At 29.2% G+C, this 22,096-nt stretch carries 13 protein-coding genes; 6 read left to right on the top strand and 7 right to left on the bottom strand.

Features of this window, described 5'->3' with window-relative positions:
* Nucleotides 1–2: 2 nt before the first annotated feature.
* The 5 genes from C4S75_RS06460 to C4S75_RS06440 all read right to left on the bottom strand — a co-directional run bounded on the left by C4S75_RS06460 (nucleotide 3) and on the right by C4S75_RS06440 (nucleotide 13,977).
* Entirely contained in the window at nucleotides 3–5,141 is a 5,139-nt protein-coding gene (locus C4S75_RS06460) for a dockerin type I domain-containing protein (protein WP_105297486.1), read from the bottom strand.
* A 701-nt stretch (nucleotides 5,142–5,842) separates the two neighbouring features.
* Nucleotides 5,843–6,505, bottom strand: a complete 663-nt coding sequence (locus C4S75_RS06455) for a YiiX/YebB-like N1pC/P60 family cysteine hydrolase (protein ID WP_105297485.1) — start codon at nucleotides 6,503–6,505, stop codon at nucleotides 5,843–5,845.
* 94 nt (nucleotides 6,506–6,599) lie between these two features.
* On the bottom strand, nucleotides 6,600–12,509 hold the full coding sequence (locus C4S75_RS06450; RefSeq protein ID WP_105297484.1) for an alpha-2-macroglobulin: 5,910 nt from the start codon (nucleotides 12,507–12,509) through the stop codon (nucleotides 6,600–6,602).
* A gap of 318 nt (nucleotides 12,510–12,827) precedes the next feature.
* On the bottom strand, nucleotides 12,828–13,217 hold the full coding sequence (locus C4S75_RS06445; RefSeq protein WP_105297483.1) for a DUF3037 domain-containing protein: 390 nt from the start codon (nucleotides 13,215–13,217) through the stop codon (nucleotides 12,828–12,830).
* Entirely contained in the window at nucleotides 13,195–13,977 is a 783-nt protein-coding gene (locus tag C4S75_RS06440; protein WP_105297482.1) for a HipA family kinase, read from the bottom strand. The genes C4S75_RS06445 and C4S75_RS06440 overlap by 23 nt, the downstream gene beginning before the upstream one ends.
* 281 nt (nucleotides 13,978–14,258) lie before the next feature.
* Between C4S75_RS06440 and C4S75_RS06435 the strand changes: the two genes are divergently transcribed.
* From C4S75_RS06435 to C4S75_RS06425, 3 genes are all read left to right on the top strand, one after another.
* The gene (locus C4S75_RS06435) at nucleotides 14,259–15,338 is read left to right on the top strand and encodes an Mrp/NBP35 family ATP-binding protein (RefSeq protein ID WP_105297481.1); all 1,080 of its coding nucleotides are present in this window, start codon (nucleotides 14,259–14,261) and stop codon (nucleotides 15,336–15,338) included.
* 14 nt (nucleotides 15,339–15,352) lie between these two features.
* On the top strand, nucleotides 15,353–15,592 hold the full coding sequence (locus C4S75_RS06430; RefSeq protein ID WP_105298136.1) for a NifU family protein: 240 nt from the start codon (nucleotides 15,353–15,355) through the stop codon (nucleotides 15,590–15,592).
* 137 nt (nucleotides 15,593–15,729) lie between these two features.
* Nucleotides 15,730–16,515 carry a DUF3108 domain-containing protein gene (locus tag C4S75_RS06425; RefSeq protein WP_105297480.1) on the top strand — a complete coding sequence of 262 codons (786 nt, stop codon included), beginning with the start codon at nucleotides 15,730–15,732 and terminating at the stop codon, nucleotides 16,513–16,515.
* 5 nt (nucleotides 16,516–16,520) lie between these two features.
* On the opposite strand, the gene C4S75_RS06420 is transcribed toward C4S75_RS06425, so the two are convergent.
* Nucleotides 16,521–17,519 carry a hypothetical protein gene (locus C4S75_RS06420; RefSeq protein ID WP_105297479.1) on the bottom strand — a complete coding sequence of 333 codons (999 nt, stop codon included), beginning with the start codon at nucleotides 17,517–17,519 and terminating at the stop codon, nucleotides 16,521–16,523.
* Nucleotides 17,516–18,082, bottom strand: coding sequence for an RNA polymerase sigma factor (locus C4S75_RS06415; protein WP_105297478.1), 567 nt, complete (start codon nucleotides 18,080–18,082; stop codon nucleotides 17,516–17,518). The genes C4S75_RS06420 and C4S75_RS06415 overlap by 4 nt, the downstream gene beginning before the upstream one ends.
* A 176-nt stretch (nucleotides 18,083–18,258) precedes the next feature.
* Here C4S75_RS06415 and C4S75_RS06410 point away from each other — a divergent pair, with 176 nt between their 5' ends.
* The 3 genes from C4S75_RS06410 to C4S75_RS06400 are packed head-to-tail and all read left to right on the top strand — an operon-like array spanning nucleotide 18,259 to nucleotide 22,096.
* Nucleotides 18,259–19,338, top strand: coding sequence for a DUF6263 family protein (locus tag C4S75_RS06410; RefSeq protein ID WP_105297477.1), 1,080 nt, complete (start codon nucleotides 18,259–18,261; stop codon nucleotides 19,336–19,338).
* A gap of 30 nt (nucleotides 19,339–19,368) precedes the next feature.
* The gene (locus C4S75_RS06405; protein WP_105297476.1) at nucleotides 19,369–19,596 is read left to right on the top strand and encodes a hypothetical protein; all 228 of its coding nucleotides are present in this window, start codon (nucleotides 19,369–19,371) and stop codon (nucleotides 19,594–19,596) included.
* Nucleotides 19,583–22,096 (top strand): YfhO family protein, encoded by a 2,514-nt coding sequence (locus tag C4S75_RS06400; protein ID WP_105297475.1) that lies wholly within the window; start codon nucleotides 19,583–19,585, stop codon nucleotides 22,094–22,096. Before C4S75_RS06405 ends, C4S75_RS06400 begins: the two co-directional genes overlap by 14 nt.

The following is a 22,096-nucleotide window of genomic DNA, read 5'->3' as shown; positions in this document are numbered from 1 at the left end:
TATTAATCGGTTACTAAGATTTTTCTTTTATATGTTTTCTTATAATTTCTAAATTTTTGTTCTAAAAAATAGATATATATACCTGGCGTGAGGTTGCTTTTAAATAAAGTATACTCACAATTTCCTTGCTTTACCGGCAAATTTTTTACAACCTTTACTACCCTTCCTTGAAGATCATATAAAGTTAATTGAACATCTAATGCATTATCCGGAAGATAATACTTTATAAAAGTTTTCTCTGAAAAAGGATTAGGTGTGTTAGTTACTTTATTCGATAAATCATTAGCTTCATTAGTATCCTCAATATTTAATAATTTATCATTAATTTGGAACACAATTTCTTCGGCCTTTTCATTGGACAATAGTCCAGATACAATTTCACTACCTGAAGGAATTTGAGCTATGGGATGTTTTCCAACTTTAAGTCCATCTTTAGTGCTAAAGCATAGTATACTAATTAGTTCATGATTTTTAGAAACATGTAAAGTAAAATCTTTTGGATTTAGTAAGGATATTATATTTTCATTTAATCCACCTTTTAATCGAATATCAAAAGCTGAAACCGTTTGATCAAAATTTTCTATATATAAAATATTGTTTTCAATACTTAAATTATTAGTCAAATTTCGAGAAGTAACTTCATTTTTAACTTGAGAATTTTTTTCTAAAGTATTACTCTGAATCTGATTTACTAATAGTAATACATCCAGTAAATTTATATCAGAATCCTTATTTATATCAGAAGCGGAATAATTAAAATATTTAGGATAAATAGATTGCAAATAATTTAAAATTGTTTGTATGTCAAGAACATTAACTACTCCATCCATATTTGAATCTCCGTCTTTAAAAGTCAATGTATAGCTGAGATTACTATATTTTGTAGTACCCGATATCTGTTTTAAAATTATCTCCTCTTTATTTGGAATATTCCATCGTTGAATTAAGTCTACTAATTTTATACCTTTCTCCGGTATAGTTATATTCTTACTGAAATCACCAATAGTGATCGAATAACTTTGATTAATAAATTTTTGTGATTTATGATCGTATCGATTTATGCTTGTATCTTTTATCACAGTTTGATCAGATAATGGTAAATTTCCTAAATCTATAGTTTGACGATCCAAAATGACTGTTACATTTGATGGAATTATTTTTTCAATACCATTTATACGGTTGGATGAAAGATTTATCGATTTAAGTTTAGGTAAATCTGCTATTTCTTTCGGAATTATTCCGTTTAAATTATTGTCGGAAAGATTTATTTCAATGATATGTCCTTCATTATGAATTATCCCTTTCCAAGATTGTATATGTAGATTATTCGATGAAATATTCCATTTTTCTTTCCATTGATCACCGTTTGTTTTTTGGTATAGCTTCACCAAAGCTCGATATTCTTCGTCAAAGACCGGAGTGGTAGATTGTCGTACAATGCCTTTATATCGGTTATGTGAACCTGACGCAGAACCATCTGATTGCCAAATGGCTATGGAAGCACTATCGGGTATTTCTGATATATTTATATCTGAGAAAATGACCAAACTGTCTTTAGCTGTACTTTTGGATATATTTAAATTATTAGCCTGTAAGTAAAATGTATTTTTAGCTTTGAAATCAGAATTTTTAGTATCGTATAAATTAATTTTATTTAGCTTGACGATAATTTTATCATCTTTTAATTCTAAATATTCATCTTTGCTGCTCTCTTGATTTCGTATATCTGCATTGTTAAAAGTTAATGGATGATCAATATCGGTAAAAGAATTATTCGATAAATCAAGCTCATTTATTTCTTTTAATTCATTTAACACTATTGAAGGAATATTCCCGGAAAAATTATTATTAGATAAAATCATTTTTTTTAGTTCTTTTGATTCCGACAATGAGGCAGGTATGTTTCCGGATATTTTATTGCTTAAAACATTTAAAATCTTTAGTTTTTTTAAATTACCTAATGATATGGGTAATTCTCCTTCGATTTCATTTGAGTTTAAATTTAGGACTTCAAGATATTTCAATCCCGAAATTTCCTCAGGAATAGTTCCCATCAACAAATTGTTCGGTAAAGAAATGGATATTATATGTCCATCTTTAATTCCTACACCATACCAATTTTCTAAATGAAGATTATTTTTCGACACATCCCATTTATTTTTCCATAAAACTCCTAATGTAGATGAATGAAACTTTTTTAAAATTTCAAATTCAGTAGCTTCCACCTGTCTACCGAAAGTTAATTTGTCATAATATATGTTTGTGCCTTGTGCATATCCTTCCGTTTGCTCAATTCTTACTTTATCTCCATATTTTACTCCCCACGAAGCTATATCCTTAAAATATAAAATTCCGTTATTAGAATACGTTGAACCCTTTCTTACATTATTAATATATATATTAAAAATATATTTTCCATTAAGGTTTGAAGAACCGTTATTTATGGAGAAAACGCAAATTTGCGGAAGTTTGATAATCAATTCATTAGTTCCCGTTTCTAATTCTGAAATTTTAATAGTTTGATTTTTAAAATTTAAATTTGAAATTGCCCAATGATCTTGAATTAATGATTTTGGTATATCTTGTATTTGGTTTCCATCTAATTCTAATTTTATTAAATTTTCCATATTTCCTATGGTGGAATGTAATTGATTTATTGAGTTATACCTTACTTCTAAATGCTTTAATTTCTTTAATTCTCCCCAACTCTCCGGTAATGATCCTTCTATTTTATTCCCATACAGATATAAAACTTCTAAATTCTTTAATCCCGATAAAATACTCCAATCCGTTCCCTGAAAATCTTTTTGTATATAATATGAGGATAAATTTAATATTTTTAAGTATTCTAAATTTTTTATGCTTGACGGTAGTTTGCCTTTTACATCATAAAAATAATAGAAGCTTAACTCTGTTATATGACCATTTTCTACTGTTATGCCATCCCATTTTACTTCATGTAAATTATTCTCCGTTATATCCCATTTTTTCCAATCATATCCTTTCCAGTTCGCTCCATTAAGCTGGTTATAAATATCTACTAAGGCTTGGTATTCTTTTTCAGGTACTTTCGGTAATTCTATATTTACTCGGGAAAATCGTAGATAATTGTCTCCCATGTAGGTATTATTTTGTGTATATGTATCTTGATATAAATATAGATCATCTCCTTTTTTAATTGTGGATATTAAATTATTAGGAATCGTAACTACCCCTTTTTCTGATATTGGTAAATTCCCGCTTATTTTTTTTCCTCTTAAATAGAGTATCATGGTCGGTTTTTGACTGAAATCGTTTTTCGATCTGTTATATAAAAATAGTTGGGGTAAGCTTATTTCTATATCTTCTCCTTTATATGTGATTAGAGGTAAAGTAATGGTTTGCTTTCTTAAATTGTAATCCGTTATGCTATAAGGTAAAAAACCCTCTATGGATGAAATTTGATTACTATAAAATTTTACTGTCTTTAAGCTTTTGATCTCTTCCAGTTCTTTGGGTACTTTTTTGAAATTATTATATGAAAGATCTAAATATTCCAACTTACATTTAGAAATTGATGGAGGTAATTCTTGTATTTGATTTCCATCTAATTCTAATCTTATTAAATTTTCCATATTTCCTATAGTAGAATTTATTTGATATACACTTGAATAACCTATATTAAGATATTTTAATTTCTGTAATTCTCCCCAACTTTCAGGGATTGGTCCGCTTATTTTGCTTCCATATAAGTATAAGCTTTCTAAATTCTTTAATCCCGATAAAATACTCCAATCCGTTCCCTGAAAATCTTTTTCAACTCGATAAGAGGATAAACTTAAATAGTTTAAGTACTCCAAATTTTTTATACTTTCCGGCAGTTTGCCTTTTACATTATAAAAATAATATAAACTAAGTCCGGTGACATGTCCATTTTCTACTGTTACTCCACTCCATGGTATCTCATGTAAATTATTCTCCGTTATATCCCATTTTTTCCATTGATATGAGCCACTCCAATTCGAGCCGTTCAATTGGTTATAAATATCTACCAAGGCTTGGTATTCTTTTTCAGGTACTTTCGGTAATTCTAAATTTACTTGGGAAAATCGTAGATAATTGTCTCCCATGTAGGTATTATTTTGTGTATACGTTTCTTGATATAAATAGAGATCATCTCCTTTTTTAATTGTGGATAATAAATTCTTAGGAATTGTAACTACCCCTTTTTCTGATACCGGCAGGTATTCTCCTATTTGACTACCTCTTAAATAAATACGAAGTAATGGTTTTTGACTGAAATCGTTTTTGGTTCTATTATATAAAAATACTTGGGGTAAGCTTATTTCAACATCTTCCCCTTTATATGTGAATAGAGGTAAAGTAATGGTTTGCTTTCTTAAGTCGTAATATGTTATATTGTAAGGTAATAAGCCTTCTACTTCTGAAATTAGATTGTTGTAAAATTTTACTGTTTTTAAGCTTTTGATCTCTTCCAGTTCTTTGGGTACTTTTTGTAAGTAATTATGTGATAAATCTATATATTCCAGCTTGTTTTTGAAAATCGACTTGGGTAGGTCTGTAAGCTGATTTTCACTGGCTTCTAATTTTATTAAACTCGTCATATTTCCTATGGTTGAATTTAATTGGGTTACCATTGAATTACCTACATCTAGATATTTTAATTTCTGTAATTCTCCCCAACTTTCAGGGATTGGTCCGCTTATTTTGCTTCCATATAAGTATAAGCTTTCTAAATTCTTTAATCCCGATAAAATACTCCAATCCGTTCCCTGAAAATCTTTTTCTATATAATAAGAGGATAAACTTAAATAATTTAAGTACTCCAAATTTTTTATACTTTCCGGCAGTTTACCTTTTACATTATAAAAATAATATAAACTAAGTCCGGTGACATGTCCATTTTCTACTGTTACTCCATCCCATTTTATTTCATGTAAATTATTCTCCGTTATATCCCATTTTTTCCATGAATTGGATCCACTCCAATTCGAACCGTTCAATTGGTTGTAAATATCTACCAAGGCTTGGTATTCTTTTTCAGGTATTTGATTGCTGGAAGAGCTATAATTAAAAGTTTGTGATATACTATTGTTTTGAAAAATTAGATAACAAATAATAAATTGTAAAAAGTGTTTCATAAATTAATTATTTTATATAAATAAATTTCACAAATAATTAAAGCATTTAAATATATAAAATAAAAAATAAATTATATTTATATACAATAATTATTATATAATTTATACAAATATAAAATAATTATTAACTTATATCTATTTTTATTTAAATTTAATTTTAAATATCATAAAAAATTTATAATATCATTAAAAATCAACCATAATAAAATATATTTTTATATATTATTTATGTAATTTTTTAATATTTATATTATATAAACAAAAATAACATGTTTAACTAATTAATAAATAAAGGTATTTATTAAAAAAATTAACATAAATCCATGAAATGTAAGTAAAGAATTTTTTTTATATGGAAAGATTTTTTTATCTTATTATAGTGTATTACTAAATTTTAAACACTAGATTAGATCTTTAAATTTTATCCAATTTAGTTGGATGAACAGTAAGAATATAGAATGGTATATAAATAATTTTTTTATTAATATATTAAACAATCAAAAAACCTATAAATTTTTAATACCAATTAAATAAACTATTCAAAGGTAAATGAAGATTATTAAAACTGTATGTATGATAAATAATTTAGCTGAAGAAAGGAGATTGAAATAATTTTAAGAGAAATTTAATTTATTTATAAATTAATGATTTACAATTGAGAACTTTATAAATGATGTATGTAAAAAACCTCATATTGATATCTAGGGTTTATAAAAATAAACGATATCGATGACATCAGATTTGGACATAGCTCCCGGATTAATTCCTAATTCTCCTTCCGGAATAGGAATTCCTAATTTTTGAAAATTACTTTCCCAATACGGAATAAATTTTCCTGTCTCAAAGGATTTAAATGTCATTACATTTAAAGGAAATACTTCTTTATTACCATTGGATATATACAAAATTTTATATATAAGCTCTGAACAATAGTATTGATCATTAGTTAAATCAAAAGCGTCATCGTATTCTTTACCTATTAATTTTTGAGCTTCTTTTATCGCTTGTGGAATCAATTTTTGATAGGGTGCTTTCAATCTTCCAACAACAGAAATGGGTGGTTTATTTTCATATTTTTTTGGAATTAAAAATTCTTCCAGCGGTGTAATTTTTACTTTGGGATGAGTTGCTTCAATTACATTAAATGATTTTGTAATAGAATCTTTATATACCATTCCAACATGGGTGAAATTATAATTATCTATGCCTGAAGTAACCTGTTTGATCGCGCTATCCATATTTTTAGCATAGGATTCTTGAAACAGTAAATCTCCATCTTTTAAATCAAATGTAAATGAACTATAACTTTGTGAAAAAACAAAACAAAATTGATATATAACGATTAGGCTAAAATACTTTTTCATAGAATCTATTTTTCGATACAAATATAAAAAACACATAATAGTTTATGTGTTTTTATATTTTTTTAAGTTTAAATTAAAATTCAATCATTTTAAATTAGTTTATTGTTATATAATCTACACCACTATGAGCGGACATTTCAGGCGCATAGACGGATTGCACTGAAGTAAACCCATTTGAAAATTCTCCTTTATTATTAGCTCTTACCTCATATTCAAACACATACGTTCCTTTTCTTATATGTTCAAAGAAAAAATTAGTAGATGAATCGCGAGTACTTTCATAATAACTTAATCCGTTTTGATATTTATACGAAGAAAAAATATTCACAGGTTCAAATCCTGAAGCTCTCATATCTTTAATATGAATAAAATCCATATCACGATCAGCTTTTAGTATCAGTCTTACAGTAATTACATCACCGATGGATATATAATTTTTACTCGAAATATCCTGTAATATAAAACCCTGATCGGATATCGTTTTTTTAAATAATTTTTTCTGAATTTTAATAGCATTTCCTGCATCTGTTATTTTATCTAAATCTTCGATATATTGATAATATAATCCTCCCCAAGCTATACCGGGAGATGTTTTCTCAATTTTTATATCTCCTATTTCCGATTTTATTTGCTCAGAATTCCATGTTTTTTTAAAATATCCTGTAGTTTGAGTCATGGAAGCATCGACTGATGGATAAATTTGCTTGTTTCCACTAAAAATGCTCACATTTTTTTCTCCTTCAGACCAATCTTTTCCAAAATTCAATAAAGCATACAAAGCATTAGTTGTAGCTTTCGTAGAGCCCCAAGAATTAGTCTGTTTATTACCTAGCAGCCAAATTTTCATTTCTTCTACAGAATTAATATCCCGGGAAGTTACCTCTGCAAAGGCTTCTATAATTTTAGTTTGAGATTCGATAGGTGTTTGGTATCTGGACCATCCGGCTAGATTATCTTTCCAATACATGCCTGTAGTTTCTGATTTCACCGATGTTTCTTTCAGATTATGAAGCACAGTTTGCGCTGATGTTGTATATCCAAATCTATGCAAAGTAACGGCCAACATCGCTTTATTTTGTGTATCTAACTTTTTAAAATACTTTGTAAAATTTCTGTTAATCTCTTTACTATAGTTTTCTGTTTCTAATGGTAATGGATAATGATCTTTCCAAAAACTTCTTACATAATAATACTGCAGTAAATCGCTCTCATCTTCTTTTTTTTCCATTTGATTTTTTTGGATATAATCCAAAACGTTTTGATCGGAATATGCAATAGCTTTTTTAATCACCTGTTCCAGATCATTCGGTATATATGTCGAATACTGAATGCCCAACATTTTTCTAAGTTGCCCAATTCCGGCAATAATATTATCAGTTATATATACATTAGAATTTCCTCCTTCAAACCAAGCAAAACCACCATCAGGATTCTGCAAGTTTTTAAGTTTATCTAGAACTTGAGCATTTTCTTGAGCCATTTGGTTTAAATCGAACAGCAAAGAAATTCTCTTTTTCTCTTCGGTTTCATTTTCACCGGTACGTATCCAAGGGGTTTCTTCTAATAGTATATTTTTCAATTCTTGATTCTTTTCTAAATTGGATATGTTGATCCCTTTAGTATTCCAATCATTTAATACATTTTTAATATTCGGAACGGTATTTACTATAAAAGAGGCCAATACATTCCCATACAAACGACTAAACACTTGCTCCGAATTTTCATAGGGATATTCCTTTAAATAGGGAATGGTAAATATAGCCAGCCATACAGGGTTAGTAGCAACCTCCAGATTTAAATTTAATGGAGATAAGGACTTTGAAGAATGAGTACTAAGCTTATCTAAATGATATTCTTTTGTTTCATTTTCTTTTATGTTGATAGGTATAGATTCAGTGATTAATACCCTATCGGAAAGTATGGGAAGTACACTTTCTTCACCATCTGAAAAATTACCTGCATTTGCAACTATGCGGAAACTGACGGCTTGAATATTTTTTGGAACTTTAATTTTCCAACTTACTTCGGTATTTTTAGAAAGTTCTGCTTTGAAAGGTATAACAGGGGATAAATTATTAAATGTATTATCTACCGATTTTTGAGTCAATGCATCAAAAAGAAAAAGTCGTGCATTTCCTGTTATATTTTTTCCGGTTAAGTTATTAATTTTTGTACGTATCGTTAGTTCATCTCCTTCTCTTAAAAATCTGGGAAGATTAGGCACCACCATGAGATCTTTCTGAGTTTGTGTATGAAATTCAGCTGTTCCCGTATGTAAATCTTTGGTGTGAGCTAAAATAAGAAGTTTCCATTGAGTTAAAGCCTCCGGTGAGGTAAATGAAAATGTAACGTTACCTTTCTCGTCTGTATAAAGATTAGGATAAAAGAATGCGGTTTCTTCTAAATTCGTACGATATTTCAATTGAGAAAGATTCTTTTCTACATCTGCATTTTGATTTAATACCTTTTGCATACTATTTCTTCCTATAAGTCCATTTTCCAAATTTGAATCGGATTGCATATAATCTGCGTTTTTAGGAATAGCAATTGCAGAAGTAGCTACCACTTCCCCATCGTATAAAGTTCCTATGGATATATCCTTCAAATCAACATTTTTGGGGTTTTTATAAATTAAATTAGGTAACTTTTCTGATAATCTGTTTGAAATGAGATTATAACCAATGGTAGAAGCCGATTGATATAATACCCCATACGTATAATATTTCCAAGGAGTGAATGTGTAAGTAGTAGGAACAAATTGGTCTAAAGACTCATCGTACATTGTAGCCAGTACTTCTGCAGCAATTTTATCTTTATCATTCCCGCTAATAGTCAAAGTCCAAGTTTCTTTTTGTCCAGGAATTAGCTTATTTCTAAATACATCAGTTTTAATTTTTAAGTCTTTAGGTTTTTCAACAACCTCTATTTGAAAGCTTTTTACTTGATATCCATTTTCATTAACCAAATAAGTTAAAACAAATAGTCCATTACTAATAAAATCCTTAGTTGCTATAAAGGAATAGGTTCCTCTACCTTTAACTAAAGGTATTTCTTTGTGTACTATCCATTTTCCGTTACTTTCCAAATGTAAAACGGCTGTTGAATTTTTTAAATCAGAAAAAAAGTTGAGTTCAATTTTTTCACCTACCTGATATGATGATTGAGAAGCATTCACACTAAAATATTCATAATCTGATGATTTTAATGTTTTATCATCTTTTATTTCAATAATTCTTTGAGTTTTAACGGTATCAGTACCCAATACAGTTTCAGCTTCCACTAAATAAAATCCTTTTGATAATGGAGAAGAAAGGTTAAGAGTATCAGATATTTGAGTATCAAATTTATAGGTATTTATTTTTTCTTTTTTCCATGCCGACGGATCCTGTTCATCTTTAGCATAAGGTAAATGTGGAAAATAACGTTCAAATGATTCTTTATCGTATAATTGATATTCAGGAACGATTGCTAATTTATTTGGAAGAAGTATTCTGGATGGACCTTCTAATTTATATAGGTTAACAATCCCTTGAGCATATACTTTTACCTCATTTAAATTAGTTGATTGTATGATTAGTTTAGTAAAATCTTTTTGAGTGGATACATCCGGTGTATGTAAGGTTAGTTGCAGAGGGATATCTCCCAATGTAATTTTAGTTTTTTTAGTTTGGGTATCTCCGGTATTATCTGTAACATCTACGGTTAAAATATAGGTATAATATCTATATTCATTACACTTTTTAAGATCTTTAGCCTTTGCGAAATAAGAAATTGTAAAAGCTCCCTCTTTATCTGTATTTACTTCTCCATGCGCTATTATTTCGGATTGATCTGAATAAGGCATGGGATAATACATCCTATATAAAGGTACTAAACCTTTTCTTTCAACCCTGTAATTAACTTTTGCATCAGAAACAGGCGATCCGTTATATGATAACGCTTTACCTTTACTTTCCACCTGTTCATCTAGTTTATAATTTCCTGAAAAATCATCAAATGTGATTTCAAATTTTGGTCTTTTGTATTCTTCTACTGAAAAATAATGAGTATCATTACTGAAATTGGAAGATATATAATAATTTCCTGTCAGACCTCCTTGAGGCAGAATAAACTCTCCAAATATACTTCCGTAATCATTGGATGTTAAATTTAAAGTTGAAATTTCCTGTCCATTCGCATTATTTAATGAAAGAGTCACTTTTTGCTGTTTTACTACTAAGGTTTTATCCTTATCTTTAGTATAAAGTATTCCTTTAAAAAAAACTTTTTGCCCGGGCCTATAGATTGTTCTGTCCGTAAAAAAAGCACTAATCTTTTGAGTATCATTTTTAATAATATCACTTTCATCATTGTACATGCTTGAAGGAAGTTTCATATAGGAATGTGAAGAAGGAATATATATATAAGTATCTCCAAATTTTGAGCTAAGTTTAGATAAATCAAAAACTCCGTGTGAGTCGGTTTTAATGGTATAGGACTCAAGTAAATTTTTTGAATCTATATTTTTATTTTGTTTTTTGTATACAGTTATAGATTTAGTTGGATAAACCTTTCCCGTTTTACGATTTAATAATTGAAATAATGGATTTACGTATCTTCCTAATTTAACAATACTCCAATCATGGACCATAAAGTATAAGGTTCCATTGAACTCTGAATTTAACTCTTTATTGGGTATAAATGATGAATTAGTTGACAATTCCAACATATAATTTCCTTCTGATAGGCCATCTAACTTAATTAACGTAGAATGAGTCTTAAAATCTGAAAACGATTTCCATTCCAACACACCATTTCTAATCTGCTTTTTATTTTCTATAGAATAAATTCCGTTGGATATAAATTCTGAATTAGTCGAATTTATCATCGTATTATTAACCGTATTTAGCTGAAAAATTCGATAATAAACTTTATTGATATTGGTTGCTTCTATTACCAACGGGATGTTTTCATTAGGTAATTGAACTTCATCCAATGAAGCATTGAGGGATATTTTTTGAATTTCTTCGATAAGATTTTTACAATTTACAGTCCAGGGGTTATTTTCAGAATAGGTAACATTTTTACAAATTGAATATGCTTTTTCTTTGTTTGAATTCATATTCATACTCGCAGCTTTGTAATATAAATAGGCGGAAAATTTTTGAGTCGGATAAGAATTTGCTAAATTCTCTACTAAAGCTGCTTTCTTCTCAAAAGTTTCAGAAGAATAAATAGTATTTTCAATTTGTTTTAATTTAACGTTTAGAAAAGCTGATTTATCCGAATCATTTTTGTGAAATTCGTATAAATCTTTATAAAAATCGTTAATTTCTTCTTCTTTATTTTTTTTATCCAAAGACCCTTTGTTCTCAGTTGTATTCTGCGTTAAAATAAACTCGCTTGATGAGTCGTTTTTTTCTAACGCATTGATATATCGAAAAACTAAAACATCGTATAAAGTGGGATATAATTCTATATTTTCATCTGAATTTAAAATGTTTTTCCAATGTAATGTTTTTTCTTTCTTAAGTAATTGATCATTTTTAATGGATTCTTTATATAAGGAAAAACTCTTTTGTATGAGTTGTTGCGTGGACCAATCGCTGACATTATTGGAAACAAATTCAGTTTCAGTTATATTTCTCCTTTCCCAACGAGTTCTAATTGAATAATCTTCATAAATTTTTGCTAACATCGATTTTGTCAAGGACAAAGTAATCCCTTTAAAAGAATTGATTTCCTTTTCAAAATTTTGGATTACAAGTTTGTATGGATCATTATCTTTATCCTCTTGAGTTTGTGATAAGATTCGATATTGATATATCAAGGAATTAATAATTTCCGAAGAATTATTTTCTTTTTTTGCCTGAATGTATAGTTGATTAACTTTAGGAAGTAAAGATTTAAATTCTCCATTCTTCATTTCTATATCAATTTCCTTCCACTCTATATCATAATTTATAACTTGTGCCATACCTATTTGAATTATCCAAAAACTTAAAAATAAAAAAATCGATTTCATATGATTTTATTTCAAATTATAAAATATCTAATCTTAATTTATTACAATAAAGATGCTTAAATTACTAAATTCCATAAAGATTGTATATAATTTTTTAAAAAATTAATCTTATACATGGATAAAATAATAATAAATTTAATTGATAATATGATATAATATTCTATAAATTATATAATACAATATAAAAAGCTAAAAAACAATTATTCGAATTAGAACTAATTATCAAACTATGATTACTGAATTTTAGCGTAAAAATTACATATAATTTTAAATGAAAAGATAAAAGAAAATGATCTTTGTGATAACAAGGAATTAGTTTTACAATACCAATTCGTTAAATAATTTTAAAAATGTTTGATTAAGATCCGAAGAAAACCCGGGATGTGGTCTGGATGTTTGAATCATAGTACTTCTTTCAGAAGTTAGCCAACGAAATCTTTCTGCTATACTCATAGCAGCTATGCCCCGTCCCGTTGAATCTCCTATACTAATTTTTTTAAATCCTTCCAATGCATTTATAATACAATCAATATCAAAAGTATTATCTTTACTAAAACATTTTATTTTCTCTTCATCAACTATATATTCGACTTTAATAAATTTAGCTTCTTTTGAAAACAAAATAATTCCCACATTTATAAATTCTTGTCTTTCTACTTTCGGCACCAATCGTATGACGGAATATTCATATAATCGTTTTTCTTGCATTATTAGCTTCTTTTATAAATAGTTGTGAATTATTTAATCTGTTAGAAAGGAATTTTTGATAAATATTTTTTATATCCTGTATGGATTCTTCTGAACTTCTCCAATCTAACCAATCATCGGGTATTAAATTTACTATTTCACCGATTTTTTCTAAACTTATTAGTTCTTTACACTGTTGATCAATTTCTTCGAGGTGCGAGGCAAAAGGTAATAACACATGGTTTTTAATTTCGGCAAAAGGTGTAACCGATAATCGTTCCCAGTTTATCCAAGAATGATGAAAATATAAGGAAGCTCCCATATCAATCAGCCATAATTCTTTATGCCAAATAAGCATATTCGTATTTTTAATCGTTCTGTCAATATTAGTTAAAAACGCATCTAACCATACAATTTTTGAGGCTAGATAGGAATCAACCTTTGTAACCACCGGATCATAAGTTAACGCTCCTGACAAGAAATGTAAACCTAAATTCAAACCTCTACTTGCTTTAAGTAAATCTTGTATTTCTTCATCAGCTTCCGTACGACCAAACGCTTCATCTAAGTAAATAAATACTATTTCAGGAATGTTCAATCCTAACAATCTTGCAATTTCTCCTCCAATTAACTCAGATATTAAAGCCTTAGTACCGTGTCCTGCTCCCCTGAATTTAATTACGTAATTAAACCCATCATCAGCTTCTGCCAAGGCAGGTAAGGAACCTCCTTCTCTCAACGGGGTAATGTATCTTGTAACGTGTACGCTTCTCAGTTCCATAGTGAATGGGTTATCCTCGGTAAAGTTACATTTTTTTCTAACTATTAATTTTTATTAAAAATTAAATTTTCACTCAACATAAGTTTTTATCTTAGCTTAAACTCAAATTAAATCCGAATACCCTTTACTAGGCAAGTTAAAAATTTAACATACTTTGATTCATTTAAACTATTCAACTATAGATTTTCTTTAGTAAAAAGTATACATAAATCCATAAAGATTAATACATTTGTACAGACAATAAAAAGGAATTATACTTTTTTATTTTAAGAAAATACAAGATGGCAAGTAAAGAAGAAATTAAAAACTTTTTGAAGGAAATAGAGGTTGATGACTTAGTCAGGAATATACAAATAATGGGTGATACCGTTATCATCGATATGCTTTCTCATTCACCTGCCCTACATGAAAAGAAAAGAATGGAAACAGCTATGCATACAGCTTTTGAACAAAAGTTTGGAAAAGATGTACAGCTTAAATTGAATATTTCAGTAGAAGTACCGGAAAAAAAGGATTCCAGAGGAAATGCTATTCCGGGTATTAAAAATATAATAGCGGTTGCTTCAGGAAAAGGCGGTGTCGGAAAATCTACCGTTGCATCCAACTTGGCAACTGCGTTAGTTAAAATGGGATTTAAAGTGGGCTTATTGGATGCTGATATATACGGACCTTCGGTTCCTACCATGTTTGATGTTACCAATGAAAAGCCTTTATCAGATAATAATAAAATTATACCTGTGGAAAGTTACGGAGTAAAGCTTCTTTCTTTAGGATTTTTTGCAGGAGCCAATCAGGCGGTTATTTGGAGGGGAGCTATGGCTTCCAAAGCGATCCACCAATTACTTCATGATGCCAATTGGGGCGAATTGGATTTCCTTCTTATAGACCTTCCTCCGGGAACCGGAGATATACATCTATCGATCGTACAGGAAGTTCCCGTAACCGGATCCGTAATCGTTAGTACACCGCAACATGTGGCCCTGACGGATGTAAAAAAGGGGGTTGCTATGTTCCAAATGCCGGAAATTAATGTACCTGTTCTGGGTTTAATTGAGAATATGGCTTATTTTACGCCAAAAGAATTACCGAATAATAAATATTATATTTTCGGAAAAAAAGGTGTTAAAAAATTAGCTGAGTCTATGGACCTTCCTTTCCTCGGTGAAATTCCTATCATACAATCCATCAGAGAGGCTTCTGATTACGGAAGACCGGCCGTATTGCAAGAAGATGAAATGGTATCCGGAATTTATATGAACTTGGCTAAAAATATGATAAGCAGCCTGGTTAAAAGAAATGAAGATTTACCACCTTCAGAAGCGGTAAGAATTACAACAATGGCGGGATGTTCCAACAATTAATTTTATTATTTTACATGCAAATGAATACATTAACAGACAGAATAAATCAAGCATTAGAAGAAATTCGTCCTTTTTTAATGTCCGATGGCGGCGATGTTAAACTTATAGAAATCAAAGATAATAAGGTTTTCGTAAGCTTTACAGGCGCATGCTCTGATTGTTCAATTAATCAAAGTACATTAAAATTAGGAATTGAATCAACTATAAAAAAACATGTACCCGAAATTGAAGAAGTAATAAGTATAAGCGAATAAAAAATTTAATCCTGCTCTTTTGTTATTTAATTTTTGGCAATAAGTTTGATAGAATTATGATATTTTAATCTATTTTTATATTAATTACTTTTATTTAATAAATGTTATGAACTATAACTAATAACCAAAAATTTGGAATGAAAAAATTATTTACGATAGTAGTTACGTTCTTATTCTTTTTTATATTTATATCAGCGGATTATTCAACGCCCTCTCCTACTCAATTTAAAGACGGGGAATATTTAAAGTACAGGATTCATTATGGTTTTTTAAATGCCGGATATGCTACTTTTACCACAAATGTGGTAACATATAATGAAAAAACTCACTATCATGTGGTTGGTAAAGGATATTCTACCGGTGCGGTAAAATTATTTTTTAAAGTGGAAGACCTATATGAAACTTATATAGATAAATCCACTATGCTTTCTTCTAAATTTATACGTAAAATTCGCGAAGGTTCTTATGTAAGAGATCAAACGATGGTTATTGACCATACGAATAAAAATATTACTTATACCAATAATAAATCCAATACTTCCAAAACCTATAATTACACGGGAGAAATGCACGATATGTTATCTGCATTTTATTATTTAAGAAATATGAATACCGATAATTATACAGCGGGCGATTATATCAATCTTAATATATTTATGGATGGTGAAACTCTAAATTTTAAACTTAAAATTTTGAATAGAGAAACAATCTCTTCTAGTTTTGGAAAAGTAAAATGTTTAAAAATCAGACCCTATGTCCTTGCAGGAAGAGTTTTTAAAGAGAAAGAAAGTGTAACTATGTGGGTAACCGATGACTCAAATCATGTTCCAATTCAAATTAAAGCTGAATTAGCCGTTGGATCTTTAAAAGCCGATTTAAGTAGTTATAAAAATTTAGAAACTCCAATTAATTTTAGTAAATAATCAAGTTATCTGACAAAACGATATATTCCTTCTCCTTCCGTCCAATTGCTTCCCGATTTAATTAATTTAATGATTCTATTGGCTAATTTATCGCAATTGGATTGAAGAATGTGTAATTTCTTCGGTCTGCCTTCTTTACTTACAGTAAATCCGATAACTATCTTAACTTCATTAGTATCGCATTTTTCTTTTTTAAATGATAGATTTTCATAGATATAGACATTGAAATTTTCCCTTCCTATAGTAGGCTCAGATTCTAAACTTTTATTCATACTACTATAAGATTGAGAATCTCTTACTAAAGAATCGCTTAAATAAGTTTGATTTATTTCTCGTTCAGTTTTGTTGAGTTTTTTTACCGGTTCAAGAGAGGAATCTCTATTCATTGTTTTCAAAGATAATAACGGTTCCTCAACTTTTTCTTGACTGAGTTCAGCGCTTATATCCCGGTGTGCAATAAATTTATTTTCAAAGGTATCGGTATCTTCTTCGATTGATTCCGGTTCTATATTTCGAATAAATTCTTTAGGATCAATTTTTTGTTTCAATGTATGATTAGATACGATAGTCAAAGGTTTACTTTTATTTTGTGATTTTACTTTGAAAGTATCGGAAAAATCCTTCTTTTCATTGTTTGAACTATTGTTGTATTCATTGATTGCAAAGGGAATATTCGTATTCCTGTCGTTACTTCCTGATTTTTCATAAGCGATTAAATTTCTTTCCTTTCTTTGACCGTTTGTTAATTTATATAGTATACTTATACTGACTAGAAGAACTAATCCGGCAGCTACGACATAAATTGGAAATATATTCTTTCGAGGATTCGTTTTATCTAAAATTTTTCTTTCAAGCTTTTTAATATCCTTATTTGGGTCTCCTTGAACTTCTTCATAACCCTCTAAAGCTTCTCTTAAAAAGTCATCCTTCATGGATTGCCTTTCAATATCTCTGGCATCTTTACCTCTTTTTCTACCTCCTATATAGTTAAGTAATTTTTTCATTTAAGATTTTTTTCTAAGCAAAGCTTTAAATTTCTTTTACCGTTCTGTATATAACTTTTAACACTTTTCAAGCTGTATTGAGTAGCATCACAAATATCCATATACGATTTATCTTTGAAAAAAAACATTTCAATGGATGTCTTTTGAGGTTGAGGTAGCCTGGATATACAATCTTCTAACATTTGATATTTTTTATCATCATTATTTTCATCCAATAAGTCCCAAACATCCTCAGATTGCACATTTTCCATAGCATGATCTATATTTATTTCTATACCTTCTCTTCTTAATTGTTGTAAACAATAATTTTTGGAAACTGTATATAACCATGATCTGAAATAATCTATTTTATAATTTAAAATTTTAGGAAGTAAATTTTCAAACAGTTGCATTACTGCATCTTGGGCTTTATGTTCATCTTTTAAATATTTAAGGCAAAGTCCATATTGTAAAGGAATATACCTGCTATATAATACACCAAAATATTCGATATCTTGAGTTTCCCTATATTTATCTAAAAGCTCTTGGTCTTTGTATGTCTGAAGTTCTAAACGATTTTTCAAAAATCCTCGAATAAATAATATTTAACGCTAAAATACAAATTAATTAGCCTGATAGAATTTTCAAAATATATAATTTTCAAAATTATTGTAAACAACTGAGAAAAAACTTAGGTTTTTCCGAGCTTTATCATTTGTTTACTAATTATCTTTAGTAAATTGCAGAAAATTTTGACGTAATGAAAAAATTGTCAGTCGTATCTTATTTGTTTATATCTATTTTATTGGGTGGTGGTCTTGTATCATGCAAAAATGAAGAAAAATCCAAACAATTACCAGATACTTCAATTTCAAAAAAAGATGAAACAAACCGTTCAGGAATATCTTTGAACGCGGAATCTTCTTTACCGAGTAATGATACTCATAAACAAGAAAAAAGTAGTCCTGAAATTATAACCGGAATCTATCAAGATGCGGATAGCCTTTATCATCTTAGATATATTCTTGAAAAAGGTAAAACCTATTCTTTTAATTCCAGAGAAATTAATAAGCAAACAGTAACTTTTAGAGATAAAAGTCAATCTGTTTCGCAAGAATCCATAGATCCAATAAGCTTTACGGTATTAGATATCAAAAATGATATATATACCTTACAAGTATCCATGGGAGGCAAAAAAGTTATTACTAAAGCGGATGGTAAAGTAGTGGTATTTGATACCAACGGTAAGAAACCGGAAAATCCCGATCAAGCAAAATTGTGGAAAATATATAGAGCAATCAGCAATGTTACTTTTACATTAACGATGGATATTTACGGAAATGCTTCCAACATAAAGGGTATGGACGCTATTTATGAAAAAGCAAAATCAACCTTAAAATCCGAATTGAAAGGAAAAGAACTGGAAGATTTTATTAATGCTTTTAAATTGGGTCTGAATCCTGAAACTTTTAAAGCACAATTTGAAGGTTCCATTATGAAATTTCCTTCAAAAGGATTAAAAATTGGAGAGAAATGGAATACTCATCCGGAATTGAAAGACCAAGGGTATAATCAGTTAGTAAAAGTGGGTGACAGTTTAACTGAAGTTCGTATTCAGGGAACTTTACCATCAAAAACAGATTCTAAAGTGGTAGAAGGGATAACCTATAAATTATCCGTAAAGGGCACTCAAAGTGGAAAAATTATCATAAATAATAAATCCGGTTGGATTTCCAATGCCAATTTTACTATGACTGTTACAGAAACCAAATCAGCCAGTAAAGGTGATGAAACTGAAAAGGTGGTTCAGAAATCTGTAAATAACACGTATATTAATTGATAGGTTACTAATTAATTTATATATTTATCGATGGGAAGATTAATTGAATTTATATTTTTTGCCACAATTGCTTATTTTGTTTTTAATATTTTAAATAAAATTTTCTCGGGTACTCGTGCAAAAAAGAAATTTTCCAGGTCCAAGCCCCATCAATTTAATAACCAAAGAAAAAATTCTTCTCAGAATAAGGATATTAAATGGGATGCAGAAACAGTTGATTACGAAGAAGTAGAAACTAAAGACAATGAAAAAAAATAGTTATTTTTTGCCGGTTGTAGGATGTTTGCTTTTTTTTGTCATCCTCTCCTTTATGTATTTTAGTCCATTATTATCAGGGAAATATATTTCTCAACCTGATATCATCCATTATAAAGGCGGAGCGCATGAATTAGAAGAGTATCGATCTATTCATGGTGAAGACACCTATTGGAGCAATTCCATGTTTGGGGGTATGCCCACCTACCAAATGGGAGCTAATTATCCTTCAGATATAATTAAAAGTATCGATCGTTTATTAAGAACTTTTCCTACTCCCGCCAGTTATTTATTTTTATTGTTATCCGGTTTTTACTTGTTAGGTATGGTATGGCTAAAAAATTGGAAATATGCTTTGCTGGGAAGTATTATGTTTTCTTTTTCAACCTATTTTTTTATCATAATTGGAGCCGGACATAATGCTAAAATTCATACGATAGCCTATTTTGCCCCATTTATTGCAGGTGTATATTTACTGTATCAAAAAAAATATGTTACAGGATTTATTCTTACCACTTTATTCTTATCGTTACAAATTGCAGCCAATCATCCACAAATGACCTATTATCTGTTTTTAGCTTTAGGAATTTTTGGTTTGATTGAACTTATTCACAGCTTTAAAACGAAAACATTAAAATCTTTTGGTATTTCTTCTGGCTTTTTTCTTCTGGCATTTTTACTGGCGTTAGGAATGAATTCTACCCGTTTGCTATCAACCTATGAATATTCAAAGGAAACCACACGAGGCAAGTCAGATTTAACTATAAATAAAAATAACATTTCCTCTAATCAGGGATTAAATACAGATTATATTACTCATTGGAGCTACGGCATTTTAGAGACGGCAAATTTATTTGTTCCTAATTTTATGGGGGGTGGCAACAATGAAAAAGGATTTAAAACCTCTAATCTTGAATCATCTTTACGGGAAAATATTAGATCACAGGAAGAATATACTCAATTTCAACGTACTTTTAATGGCTCTTATTGGGGAGAGCAACCGGGTACAGTAGGCCCTGCTTATCAAGGTTCTGTAGTCATATTCTTAGCCTTTTTAGCTTTATTTTACTATAAAGGGAGATATAAATGGTGGTTAATTGCAGCAACCGTTCTAAGTTTCTTTTTAGCTTGGGGTAAAAATTTTGGGATCTTTACTGATTTTATGATTCAGTATTTCCCATTATATAATAAATTTCGAGCTGTTTCTTCGGCTCTCGTGATTGCTGAATTTACTATTCCTTTATTAGCTTTATTGGGTACGTATTCATATTTTATGGACAAATCTCTTACCCAAGTTTATAAAACTAAAATTTTATATATAAGTTCCGGTTTTATATTGGTTATTTTATTACTTCTGTATGTATTAGGATTACAAATATTTAGCTTTCATACTTCTTTAGAAGGTAATTCTATAAAATCTGAAATACTAGAAGCAATTAGAAAAGATCGTTTTGCCCTTTTCCAATCAGATATTTTACGAACTTTTTTCTTCGTTTTAGTTTGTTCTGTACTTCTTTGGGCAGCGCAAATTAAGTCTTTTAAATCAAGTTATGCGGTTTTAGCTATTGCCGCATTATCTTTAGTTGATTTATGGGGAGTGGATAAACGATATTTAAATGATGATAATTTTGTCGACAAACAATTTTATAAAAATCCTTTTCCTACTCAAGTAACAGAAAGTCAATTAGAAAAAGCCGAAACCGATCCAACCTTGGCTCGTATTGTCAATGCAGCACCTATTAACCAGGCATTAGATATAATTAAACAAAACGATCATGCTCATTACAGAGTATTCAATCTGTTGTTAAGTCCTTTTAATGAAACTAATACCTCTTATTTTCATCAATCGATTGGTGGATATCATGGAGCTAAATTAAGAAGATATCAAGACTTAATAGATTTTTATTTATCGGACAGCTTAAATTTACCTATACTTGATATGCTAAATACCAAGTACATCATCACTGCCGATTCTATAATCAGACCTATTCCTAATCCTAATAATAATGGAAATGCTTGGTTTGTAAATGAAATTGTTTTTGCAAACAATGCCGATGAAGAATTATTAGCATTGGGAAAGATTGATAACAAAAGAAAAGCAGTAATAAATTCAAAATATAAAAAAGACTTTACCATACAATCTTCCTCTGATAGTTTGTCTTCTATAGAATTAAAAGAATATTTACCGAATAATTTAACCTATGTTTCTAATAGTAAAGAGGAAAAATTAGGAGTATTTTCGGAAATTTATTATCCACATGGTTGGAAGGCTTCAATCGATGGAAAAGAAGTTCCTATTTATAGAGCCGATTATACGTTACGTGCTTTAAAAATACCTGCAGGAAAACATACTATAAATTTTTCCTTTAATCCTCCCGTAATTCAAAAAGGAAAATATATAACTCTGGGAACTTGTCTTCTTTTTGTAATCATAAGCAGTATATTATTGATATACGACTACAAAAAAAGAAGTAAATCCTCTGAGATTTCAAAACCTTTGTAA

It is taken from the genome of Apibacter sp. wkB309 (genome assembly GCF_002964915.1).
Lineage (GTDB): Bacteria > Bacteroidota > Bacteroidia > Flavobacteriales > Weeksellaceae > Apibacter.
This window is presented reverse-complemented; position numbering and strand designations above follow the sequence as displayed.